Below are 12938 nucleotides of genomic sequence, written 5' to 3' on the forward strand. Positions count from 1 at the left end.
ACGAACAAATAGAGCAGATAGAATTTGCACTCAACCATCGTCCTAGAAAAACACTAGGTTGGTATACACCGAGTGAAGTTATGGCTGGTTTTTATACTGTTGCACTTGCCGCTTGAATCCGCCTTATAAAAAATAACTAACAACACAATAATTGCGAATAGAATACCAAGAATAATACCTATTTCCATACGTCACCTTTAAAGCATTATTTTTTTGATAAATAGGTCATAGCTATTTAATAGTTATACCTGTCTCAATCGTTCTAGAATTTTAATAAATACGAGATGAAACCGGTTCGATTATAACAGCTGAATAAAAGAATAGAGTTTGATTAAAATGTGAACCGATATTCTATTGGATAGATGGTTAAATTGATTGATCTGCACTCAAAAAAATCAATGAGTCATCTTGTTTAAGAATTCATGAGAATAAAAAAAAGCCCTCAAAAAAGAGGGCTTCATTTGATACTTAAATATAATAACTGGTTTTAGTCATTAACTTGGAAATACCGGTCATGGCAATCTTGACTGGAAGGGGTAAATCTACGCCGCCTGCAGCCAAAGCTGTATCACGGTGATGCAATTCATCTTCATTCATCTGTTCCAGAATGCGACGTGAGCGTTCATCCTGTGCGGGCAGCTGATTAATATGATGCTGTAAATGCATACTCACTTGGCGTTCGGTTTCTGCAACAAAGCCCAGACTGTATTTGTCACCTGCAATGCCGGCAATTGCACCCATACCAAAGGAAAGGCCGTACCAGACCGGATTGAGTAAACTGGTATGGCTATCAAGTTCTTGTAAGCGGTCTTCACACCAGGCCAGATGATCCTGTTCCTCAATTGCTGCCTGTTCCATTTCCCGACGTACATTTGGTAATTTCGCTGTTAATGCCTGTCCATGATAAAGCGCTTGGGCACAAACCTCACCACTATGATTCACACGCATTAAACCAGCCACATGACGGGCATCACTCACGGTAAGCTGGGTTTCAACCGGTTTTGCTGGATTTTCCCGTTGTGAGGAAGTTGTTCCTGGAACAAGACTGCGTAATGCCTGGTCAAAAGAATGAATAAGCTTATCGACACCTGTATATTGACGCATGAATTAATCCTCCAAAGGGGCTTTTGCAGTTTTGATCATCGATTTCAATCTATAAAGCAGCCATAAAGTAAACAGGCCACTCAACACTGCAGTAATACAGAAAAGTATTTTAAGATCAAACTCTAAAATGCTTAAAATAATAATTGAGAATATAGCAGAAGATACCATGAAAACGGCATTCAGGATGTTATTTGCTGCAACCACACGTGCACGATGTGAGCGGGGAGAATGCGCTTGCATCATGGCATACAGCGGCACGATATAAAAACCGCCACTAATGCCCAGTAAAGTTACCGCCAGCATCACATGATAATAGCTCCAGCCTTGCTGGAATACATCTGCCAAGCCAAGTAGAGCACCAGTACGTTCCGGGACAAAGGCAAGACTTGCTGCCAGATACAATGCAAAAACTACAAGACCAATAGCGCCAATAGGAACCATTTTAATATTGACCTCAGTACCACCTAATCTACGGCATAGATAAGAACCTAAACCGATCCCGACAGAGAAAAAGGTTAAAAGCAGACTGGCAACATTTTCAGAAGCATGCAGGTTTTGTAAGGTAAGCTGTGGAATCTGGGTCAAATAAGTTGCACCATAAAACCAGTACCAGGAGTTACCCAGCAGAATTAAAAAAACCAGCGGTAAGCTTTTGGCATATTTAATGGTCTGAAAGCTGGTCCGGAAAAAGTTCCAGTCAATGTTGATTTCAGGCGCTGGAATGCTCTGCTTCAGAATATAACGACTGGAGAGATAGCCAACCACGGCAATACTTAACACCGTCAGGCTGATCCAGATCAGATTGCCTGTAGAAGCAGCAATGACTGCACCACCCAGAATCATACCGAATAAAATCGCTAATGAAGTGCCTGACTGAAATAGTGCGTTACCTGACATCAATTCATCCGGTTTTAATACTTCAGGCAAAATGGCATATTTAATCGGGCCGAAAAAAGTGGATTGAGTACCCATTAAAAACAGGGCGAACAATAGCATCCATAAATGACCGAGTAGGAAACCAACAGTCCCCAGAATCATGATCACAATTTCAAAAATCTTTAGATAGCGAATCAGCTGGGAACGTTCATATTTGTCTGCAATCTGGCCTGCCGTCGCAGAGAAAATAAAATAAGGCAAAATGAACAATAATGCGGCAAGGTTATTTAGTGTGCTAATACTGGCTGATTGTTGCTGAATCCAACCATAGGTAATCACCAGTAATAATGCCTGTTTAAAAACATTATCATTCAGTGCACCAAAAAACTGGGTCAGGAACATGGGTAAAAAGCGGCGGCTCGCTAACAAATGTTCATTGTTGTTCATATAAGACGTGCTACATTAAGATTTATTAAGAAATGTGAGATATACGTAAACATTGAGAAAAATCATGTAAGATACTTTCGTCCATGTAAAGGCAAAACCCAATAATTTAAGTTCTTTAGCTTATCTTTTTCGGTCAAATAATCAATTAAAGAATGTATTCGTTTAGAGTTTGCTATGCCCGCAAAGAGAAAATTTAAACAAACGATGCTGAATCGTAGTATGGGGTCTCTCGTACCGTATCATGGCCGAGCCAGGCTATGTATGAGTATATTTTTCATGATGTTATCGCATCAGGGCATGGCACAGACCGAGCAGACCGAAACTCCGGTAGCACTCTCTCAGGCAGAAATGATCGAAGAGTTATCCCAGGAAGCCGTTCGACAAGGGGTAGCTACGACCGAAGCTGAAGCGACAGAAAAAGTTGAAGAAGCCTTAGAACCTGAAACTTCGACCGTAGATAGTATGCAAATGCTGCAAGAGCAGCAGAATATGGGAACGTCTCTGGGTGAATTTCAGCCAATTGAGTTTGATGATTTAGAAAGCCTGCCGGTGCAAACGATTGACCAGAGCATGGCCAATGAGATTTATAAGGTCGCAGAAGAAGCGAAACGCGAAGCGCAAGCCTATCGCCAATCAGCGCAAACTGAAACCGTAGTCAATGACATGAGTCAGCAGGAACTGGTTGAAATCAATCAGGCACCTGTGAATGTTGATCAGCTTATGCAGTCCATTCAGGCCGATAGTCAGATCATCGTGCAAAGAAATGAGTCGGGTGCGACCTTATCCGAATTGCCTGCACCAACAACGCCTGAAAATGACAAACGTCCGAATATTTTCAAACGACTGTTTTATAAAATCCGTCCACCTCGCCAGATTATGACCGCCAGTTTGCCTCGGATCAGTGCAGATGTGGTCATTGTGAATGGAAATGGCACTGCGCAAAGCAATGGCGGATTGAATCGTAAAGCCCAGTCAGAAGGTTATACGAATCTCAGAAATAATGTAAAAGCTAAACTTTCCAGCTTTACCCAGGAATCCTTTGAAGATTTTTCATCTGCATTACCGCAACTCCGTAATCTGTCCAATCAGGCTGCCCAAGCTGTAGGTTATTACAATGCCCAGTTCAGATTTGAAAAATTATCTGACAGTCGGGTTAGAGTCTATGTGACTCCGAATGAGCCGGTCATTATCAATACCCATAATATTGAGTTTAGTGGCCCAGGTGGTGAACAGCCGCAGTTCCAGGTTATTAGTCTTCTACCGGAACAGGAAGAAGGTGATATCTTTAACCATGGGGATTATGAAAAAACCAAAGACCGGATTAATACCGCAGCCAGCAATAATGGTTATTTTGATGCGTACTGGCGCTTGCATGATGTGCGCATTGCCCAACCCGAAAATACAGCCGATGTGAACCTGCGCTTTGAAACAGGTGAGCGTTATAAACTGGGTAATGTAGAGTTCAGGATGAGTGATCCTGAAAAAGAATTTCCGCTAAATCGTGATGTACTGGAAAGTCTGGTTACTTGGGAAGATGGTGCTGATTACACCTTCTGGCGTGTGAATAGTCTGGCCAACAACCTGACGAACTCACGTTATTTTAACTATACGCTGGTGGATGCGATTCGTCCTGATCCTATTGATCGAGAGCTGGAACTGGCACCGGATATTCAGAGTCTGATAGAAGAACAGAAGTTTTCAGAAGATGAAATAGGTGTAGCCAAGAAAGCTGCACCGGCATCCGATCAGGAAGTTACACAGGATGTGGTGGATGAAGATCAGTTTGCTGGTAGTCGTGATGCAGAGAATCCAAATTTAAGAACTTTGCGGGTTCAGCAACAGACTAAAGAAGACGAAGAAGAACGTTTAAAGGCTCAGGCTCGTGAAGAGAAAAAAATTCCGGTGATCGTGACACTGAATGCAGACCGTCTTAACAGTGCCGAAGTTGGTCTGGGTTATGGTACGGATACCGGAACACGCTTACGTGGACAATATCGCCGCGCGATCGTAAACAAGCGTGGTCACTCATTTGATGCCAACCTTGAATTGTCACAAATCCGTCAGTCAATTGATGGCCGTTATAATATTCCATACAACCATCCACTTAATGACTATATCAGTATCGTAGGTGGTTATGAGCGTGAAGAACGTGATGGTGTGGCTCAAGGTGATGGCCTGCTAATTGAATCCGCGGTACTCGGTGCTGACCGGATTATTAAAAATCCGCGTGGCAGCTGGCAACAAACTTACGGTCTACGTTACCGCCTCGATCGTCTGACTCAGGATGGTTCGGTTGATTTTAGCCAGATTCCGGAAGCGTTCAGATTCAATACTGAAGATGAACAGCAGTCTCTACTGGTGGGTTATGAAGTTTCCCGTACCGATAGTGATCGCCGGGTGAACCCGACCAAGGGTTTTAAGCAGACCTATAAAGTCGAATTGGGCAGTGAAGCTCTATTGTCTGATGCCGATATGGCGATTGTGAACGCAGGCTGGCGTTTTATCTATTCACTGGGTGAAAATGCCGATCACCAGTTTGTCGGTCGTGCGGATCTGGGGTATATCTTTACTGAAGATTTTGCCAAAGTACCCTATAACCTGCGTTATTTTAGTGGCGGTGACCAGAGTATCCGTGGTTTCGACTATAAGAGTCTTTCTCCAGAAATTGAAGGCTTTAAAGTGGGCGGACAGGCTTTGGGTGTGGCTTCACTGGAGTATAATTATCAGTTCAGGGAAGGCTGGCGCGCTGCGGTATTTGCGGATGCCGGAAATGCCTATAATGAGGATTTTAGTAATCCAACAGAATATGGTGCGGGGCTGGGGATTCGTTGGGCTTCACCGATTGGCCCAATTCGTTTAGATGTGGCGACCGGACTGTCAGATGACAATTATCCGATTCGTCTGCACTTCTTTATTGGCTCGCAGTTATAAAACATTTATTAATTAAAAAATAGTTATTTGGGTAGATCATGGTCGAGAACCAACCACAGCCAGAACAAGAGCAACAACCTGAAGTTGTGCCGAAAAAGCGCCGTATCTTTAGAAGTATTCTATTGTCGGTCCTTTTTTCTCTTATTTTTCTGCTGTCTGTACTGGCGATCCTGTTTTCTACCGATAAAGGCAGTAAATTCCTGCTTGATCAGGTGATGCAGCGCCAGGAAATCATCCATTACGAATATGAAGGCGGAAATCTGTGGCGCGGGATTATCCTGAAAAATGTTCTGGTTACCCTGAAACCGGTCGATGTCAAAATTGATCGTGCTGATGTCAAGCTGGGTTGGCGAGCAATTATCAAAAAAGAAATTCATCTGACTGAAGCAGATGTACTGAATTTACAGATTATTAATAAAAATCCGCCAAGTGATGAGCCATTCAAGTTCAATGCTATTCGTTTACCGTTTGTATTGCGGGTTGATCATTTACTTCTCGATCACTTGGTGATTAAAACCCAGACCAATGTAGTTGATTTTTATAATATCGAACTGAATGAAGCATTATGGTCAGGTACCGAGCTGAATTTCGAAGATTCCCGCATGGATATGGGCTATCTGTCAGTACGCGAAGCTACCGGGAAAATGCAGTTTGAAGGCAAGTATCCACTAGATGCACGTGGTATTTTAAATCTGCCTTCACTCAGAGAAAGCCTGAATATTCATGATATTCAAGTACGTGCTAGAGGTACACTGGATACCATTCAGGCCGGGGTCGCGACCAACACTCCAGATTTGCTGACAGGCTGGGCGGTTCTGCACCCGATGCGTCCTAATGTACCTATGCGTGGTGAACTCCAGTTTAAACAATATCACTGGCCAATCCTGACAGAGCAGAAACTGTTTACGAAAGATGGTGTGGCTGAGTTTAATGGGAATACCAAGCGCCTGGATTTGAATGTCCGCACCGATATTGAAGGTGAAAATATCCCGGATGGGCAATATACCGCAGTGATGTATACCGATCTGGTCAATCAGCTCAATATTACTGATTTAAATGGTCAGCTGATGAAAGGCTCGGTAAGTCTGGCAGGTACTGTAGGCTGGGCTGATCGGGTGGATTGGGATCTGACAGGTCGCATGAATGGGATAGATCCGAAACATCGGCGAATTCCTCAAGTAGTGCAGGACTTTCTGCCACCAAGTCTGGACGGTAATATTGCTTCTACCGGTAATTTGGAAAATGGCCTGCATTTGACAGGACTGGTGGATTTTGACCGCTATGAAACCTGGAATATCAAGCTGGATCAGAAGCCGGTTAAAGACAATAAAGCTCAACCGATGTTACTGGATGTAGCCTGGAAAAATATTGACCGTGCTGTGCCTTATATCGGCTGGTTAAAAAGTGAATCAGGCGATGTTGATCTGGTACTGGTCGAAGGCCAGCAAAATATCCATGTCGCTACCCAGGTTGCTCAGCATGAAGAAGGGCTGTTGCCGACAGGAATATATCAGGCACAACTGAACCTGAAAAATAACATCCTGAATGTTCCAAGTTTTAAATATAGCGGAAATGGACAGGCCGGCAGTCTAACAGGTAATGCACGAATTGAACTGCCAGAAGAAAAACGTCAGCTCAGATGGTCCGCAGTATTAAATGCCCAGAACCTGAATACTCAGACTCTGGCTGCAGCTTCACCAATTGACCGCTTGAATGGTCGGGTAAAAGCCAGTGGTTATGCACGCCCGAATCAGCAAATTATTAATCTCAGCGGTGTAGATCTGACCGGACGACTGGCTGCGCAAAATGAAACCGTTCACCTGACAGGTAACAGTAATATTGCCTTGTTGTTCCATGATGAAAAAGCAGGTGGCGGATTCAAAAGTTATGCAGTCAATTATGATGGCGCATTAAGTGCCAGCCAGATCAAGGCCAGTCAGGGACTGCTGAAACTACGCTTGTCGGGTACACCTGATATGCTAAATATCAAGGAACTGCGTCATGATGGGGTCGCTGGAAAAATTAATGCCAATGGTCAGGTGAACTTAGCAAATGGTATTGGCTGGAATGTAAATGCCTCTCTGGTGCGTTTCAAACCTCAATATTTCAATGCCAAGCTTAAAGGTGAATTGTCTGGTAATCTGCAAACCCAAGGTGTCTGGTCGGATGCAGTGAAGCGTGTCCAGATTCAACGCTTAAATCTGGCCGGTATGTTGAATAATAAACCGGTACGCGGTAAGGGGAATCTGGCTGTATTGATTGACTCCAAGCAGCGTGGTTTTGTACCGCAGCAGTTTGAAGCCAATAACCTGTTCCTGTCTTATGCCAGCAACCAGTTACAGGCCACCGGTAATGCGCAGAATCTGCAACTTAAAGTGAATGCGCCGGCATTATATGAACTTTATCCGGGATTAAGAGGCCGGGTACAAGGCTACATCAATATGCAGGCACAACCGCGTTTACAAGCAACTGCGAATCTGGCAGTAGATAATTTTGCCTTCAAGAACCTGTTTAGCGTAGACAAGATTCGGGTACGTGGCCAGTTGCCGACTTCACAAACCACACCGACTTTATTGACTGCAACCATGGATCAGTTGCGTAGTGGCAATAGACAGATTGTACTTGGTGAAGTTTCATTGGCTGGAACCCGCGCTGCGCATGTACTGCAAGTTCAAGCTGAAAACAAGCTGTCTAAATTCTTTGTTCAGCTCGCAGGTGGTTTTAATGCACAAAATAACTGGTTAGGCCAGATCCAGCGCGGTGATTTCGATTCACTGCGTACTCATCTGGTGCAGCGTCAAAATGCAGCTGTAATTTATAACACTGCACAGTCGGATCTGTTTGTCGGTGCTCATTGCTGGATGAGTCAACAAAGTCAACTTTGCTTTGACCAACCAATTCGAGTGAATAAAACTCGAGGCAGTGCTTCTTTTATTACCCGTAATCTGGATCTGGCTGACTTTAGTGCCTTCCTGCCAGAAGGCATAGCATTAACCGGTAAAGTGAATGGTTATGCCAAGGCAGCTTGGGCACAAGGTGCCAAACCGAAAATTGATGCACGGCTGGTAACCCGCAATGGGGTGATCGGCTTATCTTCTGATGATCCGGAATATTTAGGCTCGACTTTAAAATATGATGAAGTGGGTCTGGTCGCAAAAAGCGTGGCCGCTGGACTACAGATTCGTCTGGATGTGAAAACACCAGATATTGGTACAGGCTATGCCAATGTGATTATTGATCCATATCGTGACAATAAACCAATGCGTGGCGAGATTGCCTTTAACCAGGTTCAGCTGAAGATCTTTAAGCCATTCATTCAGGATGTACGTAATCTGGATGGTACCTTGTCTTATGCAGGTAAAATTAGTGGAACGTTAACCGATCCATTACTTGAAGGTGAAATTCGGGTTAAGGACGGGGCGATCAGCATGATTTCATTGCCAGTCAATCTGACCAATGTGCAGCTCTATTCATCAGTCCGCCAAAATACCGCGACTATTAATGGTGCATTTAACAGTGGCCGTGGCGCTGGTAAATTAACCGGCTCTGTAGACTGGAAAGGTGATCCACGCGTACAGCTCAAACTTCAGGGCGAAAATCTGTTGATTCGTCAGGCACCGCTGATTACTGCAGTGGTTACGCCTGACCTGACCTTGGATATGTATCCGTTCAATAAAAAATTAAGCTTGAGTGGCAAGGTCGATGTTCCTCGTGCACTGATTTCCATGCCTGAAGCCTCTGAACCTGTCGTGGGCTTGTCTTCTGATGTTCGTGTTGTACGTGAAGGAGATGACCAGCTCGCCATTCTGAAAGCGGCACGTCCATGGGATATTCGCGCAGATGTTGCAGTGTCGTTAGGAAATCAGGTGATCTTCCAGGGCTTTGACAGCCGTATACCACTCTTAGGTCGTGTCAATCTGACGCAACGTGGTCTGGAATCTGCGATGCGTGCCAATGGGGCGATCGGGGTATCACAACGGGTGAAAATTGAAGCCTATGGACAAAGTCTGGATCTGAACCGTGCGATTGCGCGTTTCAATGGCCCATTATCGAATCCAACCCTGGATATTGATGCCAATAAATCCATTCAAGGTAGCACGGTGGGTGTACGTGTCACTGGTACAGCCTCAAGTCCTGCCATTCAAATTTATAATGATGCTGGCCTGTCTGAACAAGAAGCGTTGAATGCCCTGATTACTGGTCGTATTAATGAAGGGGCTTCAGGCTTGAGTCAGGCAGAAGGTTTCAGATCTGATGTAAATAACACCATTGCAGCCGCAGGGATCAGTCTGGGCTTAGGCGGTACGCGTGCCTTGACCAACCAGATTGGCCGTAGCTTTGGCTTGAGCGGTCTGGCACTGGATGCACAGGGAACCGGGGATGATACTCAGGTGTCTGTAACCGGTTATATTACGCCAGACTTATATATCCGTTATGGGGTTGGCGTATTTACCCCAGTAAACAAGTTGACTTTACGTTATCAAATGAATCAGCGTTTATATCTGGAAGCCAGTCAGTCTTTAGAGCGTGCAATTGACTTATTCTATAACTGGCGGTTCTAAGCTAATAAAAAGCCCTCTAAATGAGGGCTTTTTTATAGGCAAGAGATTTTAAAATAGCCTAAGCATTTAAATCATCAAGCTATACTGATTTAAGGTATTAAATAAAATTAATCCTTAAAGGTCTCGTTCAGTGCATTCTGAACGGCTTCCACTCGAGATTTACAGGCTTTATACGCCTGCATAGATTCTTCAACGATTTTCATCAGATTATCAATATCTGGTTCTTGCTGAGATTCAAGTAATTCAGCATTCTTTTTCAAGATGTCATAGCCTTCCTGAAAGCTCAAAGTATCATGACTCATGGGGAGTTACCTGCGTAAGTTGTGCTGAAAATAGGCCATCGTGTAATTCAACCTGAACGGGTTGTTGGACATCAATTTGATGGATTGAACGAACCACATGTTCTTGCTGGCGCACAATGGCATAGCCTTTGGACAAAACATGTTTGGGATTTTGCAGCAGTGTTTCCCGCATCAGGGCATCTAGCTGCTGGTTAATCAGTTGGGTCTGTTGCTGGGCAAGGATAGAGGTGTTGGACTTGAGCTGCTCTAAACGTTGCAAGGCATTCATAATCTGGTGATTGGCCAAATTTTGGATTAGCTTTAGATATTGCTCATTCTGGCTTTGATAAGCTTGAATTTGCTGTTGAGAAAGTCTCTGGATACTTTGCAGGTTATTTATAACTTCTTGCGTCAGCTCGACGACATGATTGCGAATTCCAGCAATCACTTTACTTGGTGTGTCGAAAGAACGATGAGCAATTTCATCCAGAATCGTCCTGTCTTTTTCATGACCAATACCAACCCAGACGGGAACTGAACGTTTGCAGAGCAGGGCAGCCAATGCATAGTCATTTAAATAAGCCAGATCATTGACTGCACCACCGCCACGAATGATTACGATCAGGTCAGGCGCGTTATGATAAGTTTGTGCCCACTGCTTTAAAGCTTGTGCCAAGCTTTGCATGATGCTTTGCGCTGCCGTATTTCCCTGAAAGGTCGCACTGTGATAGATAAATTCGCATACCTGAGCTTTTTGTAAGGCATCAGCATCTTTCTTGAAATCGCCCAGACCTGCAGCCTTTTCCGGAGCAATCACCAGAATTCGGTTGAGGTCAAAAGGTGTAGGCAGATTTTTATTGCGATCAATCAGACCTTCGGTTGTCAGTCTCTCTACAATCTGCTGATAACGTCGGGCTATATCACCCAAGGTATATCCAGAATCAATCTCTGTAATATTTAGGGAAAACCCATATTGCGGATCAAAGCTGGCTATGACTTTGATTAAAACCTTAAGGTCCCGGCTTAGCTCAATACCACTTTCACGTTCAAATTGCGTCACAATTTTCTGTGCAGCAAATTTCCAGATGGTGGCCCGGCAACTGGCAATGACCTGATCATTGTCAGGATCTTTTTCTGCCAGTTCCAGATAGTAATGGCCAGCTTTGATATTTAAATTTCGAATCTCAGCTTTGACCCACACCGGTGTATCGAAAGTGATTTTAACCACTTCCTGAACCGTAGAAAGGTATTCTTTTAAAGAAAGCGGGAGATCGTCTTGCATGCCGAGATAAAGTTTAAAATTCAATCAAATATTAAATCAATATGGCCGCTAGTACAAACATCAAGCTTCGTGCATAAAAAGGCTAGGACAAAGAAACTGGGAAATAATTAATTTAATGATCTAAAAACAAAATATTAGAGTAATGCTTGGTTGATGAAGGGTAATAAACACTTTGTATAATAATGTAATGACATTGTCATCTTGAAGCCATTCCAATATTTAACTGGATCTAAATTTTAGTTAGTTTAAGAAAGAGATTACTTTTAAAAGCTAATTATTGATTGATATAAATCATAGGAAATAGTGAGAAGTTAAATGGGATTAAAGCTAATGATATTAAAAAATGATCCTGCCGCTTTTTACAGAATTACAAACACTCAAGCCTTTTCAGATCTGACGCTATAAGTGGAATATGCTACATTAAAGGCGAATTCCTTTAGAAGAATACCGCTCATGAAAAAAATAATTTTATCTGGCTTGTCTGGATTATTTGTATCCATCCTCCTTGCTGGCTGTAGTACGACCCAGTCGACTGACTCAAACTCAGCGTCATTAGGAACAGCGAATCCAGCGAGTGCCTATTGTATTAATCAGGGTGGAAAGCTGGAAATCCGTAATGAAACTAATGGGCAAGTGGGCTATTGTCATTTAAAAAATGGGCAAGTGGTCGAAGAATGGAAATATTTCCGAGCAAACCAGCCTAAATGTATCGCAGATCAGGCAGCTGCACTGGTGGGTCAATCCAATTTAACTGAAGCAAAAATCAAAGAGAAAACCAAAGCTCAAATGGTACGCATGGTTGCACCTGGCCAGCCTGTCACTATGGATTATCGTGAAGAGCGCGTGACGGTCACTGTAGATCCAGCCACTAAGAAAGTAGTTCAGGCCAGTTGTGGTTAGGATATGAAATGCTACTTTCGAGCAGGCAGTATCAATAAGAATAGAGAGAAATTTCATTTTAAATGACAAATCTGTGCTGATCTCTTATAGTGCCTCTCGGAAGGAGAAATTCATGAAAAAGTTATTTGCTTTATCGCTGATGGTTGCTCTGGTCGGCTGTGCAGAGAAAAAACCTTTAACCCCTGAAGAGCAGTGGCATGGCTATTGTCGTAGTGTGGGGAATGCTGCACGGACCATTATGCTGGATCGTCAGAATGCGATCGAGAAAGAAAAGGCTGTTGAGCATGCCAACAAGATCGATGATGACATCACTCGCGGTTTTATCCTAAATATTATCGATGAAGTCTATGCACTTCCGGAACAGGAAATTAAGACCGATGTAGATGCAGCCCGTGAGAAAGTCCGCGCTGAATTTACCGAAAAATGTATCGCCACACCGCATGATAAAATGCCAGATTACAAACCGTTCTAAGGAACGGTTTTTTTATATTTAAATAAACAAACTAAGAAATCATCATTCAAAATAAATAGTGGTTTATAGATATAAGAAAATTC

The 12938-nt window shown here is 43.4% G+C and carries 8 protein-coding genes and 1 pseudogene; 5 read left to right on the forward strand and 4 right to left on the reverse strand.

From position 1 onward, the window contains the following. Positions 1-116: pseudogene (locus FTU19_RS09515) on the forward strand (IS30 family transposase); the annotation flags it as partial. Positions 117-468: 352 nt separating this feature from the next. On the opposite strand, the gene coq7 reads toward FTU19_RS09515, so the two are convergent. Both coq7 and FTU19_RS09525 read right to left on the reverse strand, forming a co-directional pair. Continuing rightward, complete coding sequence (coq7, locus tag FTU19_RS09520) at positions 469-1104, reverse strand: 2-polyprenyl-3-methyl-6-methoxy-1,4-benzoquinone monooxygenase (RefSeq protein ID WP_004783823.1); 636 nt, start codon at positions 1102-1104, stop codon at positions 469-471. Positions 1105-1107: 3 nt separating this feature from the next. Beyond that, positions 1108-2427 carry an MFS transporter gene (locus tag FTU19_RS09525; RefSeq protein WP_180130903.1) on the reverse strand — a complete coding sequence of 440 codons (1320 nt, stop codon included), beginning with the start codon at positions 2425-2427 and terminating at the stop codon, positions 1108-1110. A 174-nt stretch (positions 2428-2601) separates the two neighbouring features. On the opposite strand from FTU19_RS09525, the gene FTU19_RS09530 reads away from it, so the two are divergent. Both FTU19_RS09530 and FTU19_RS09535 read left to right on the forward strand, forming a co-directional pair. After that, positions 2602-5358 (forward strand): autotransporter assembly complex family protein, encoded by a 2757-nt coding sequence (locus FTU19_RS09530; RefSeq protein WP_180130906.1) that lies wholly within the window; start codon positions 2602-2604, stop codon positions 5356-5358. Positions 5359-5396: 38 nt separating this feature from the next. After that, a complete protein-coding gene (locus FTU19_RS09535) occupies positions 5397-9920 on the forward strand; it encodes a translocation/assembly module TamB domain-containing protein (RefSeq protein WP_180130909.1) in 4524 nt (1507 codons plus the stop codon). A gap of 107 nt (positions 9921-10027) precedes the next feature. Here FTU19_RS09535 and xseB read toward each other — a convergent pair whose 3' ends face one another. Together xseB and xseA are read right to left on the reverse strand one after the other, a co-directional pair. After that, positions 10028-10222 (reverse strand): exodeoxyribonuclease VII small subunit, encoded by a 195-nt coding sequence (xseB, locus tag FTU19_RS09540; protein WP_005235956.1) that lies wholly within the window; start codon positions 10220-10222, stop codon positions 10028-10030. Continuing rightward, positions 10212-11483 (reverse strand): exodeoxyribonuclease VII large subunit, encoded by a 1272-nt coding sequence (gene xseA / locus FTU19_RS09545; protein ID WP_180130912.1) that lies wholly within the window; start codon positions 11481-11483, stop codon positions 10212-10214. Before xseA ends, xseB begins: the two co-directional genes overlap by 11 nt. A gap of 453 nt (positions 11484-11936) precedes the next feature. Here xseA and FTU19_RS09550 point away from each other — a divergent pair, with 453 nt between their 5' ends. Then, the gene (locus FTU19_RS09550) at positions 11937-12383 is read left to right on the forward strand and encodes an I78 family peptidase inhibitor (protein ID WP_180130915.1); all 447 of its coding nucleotides are present in this window, start codon (positions 11937-11939) and stop codon (positions 12381-12383) included. 112 nt (positions 12384-12495) lie between these two features. Next, a complete protein-coding gene (locus FTU19_RS09555) occupies positions 12496-12855 on the forward strand; it encodes a hypothetical protein (RefSeq protein WP_004783806.1) in 360 nt (119 codons plus the stop codon). The last annotated feature ends 83 nt before the right edge of the window (positions 12856-12938 follow it).

The organism is Acinetobacter sp. YH12072 (assembly GCF_013419565.1).
Classification (GTDB): domain Bacteria; phylum Pseudomonadota; class Gammaproteobacteria; order Pseudomonadales; family Moraxellaceae; genus Acinetobacter.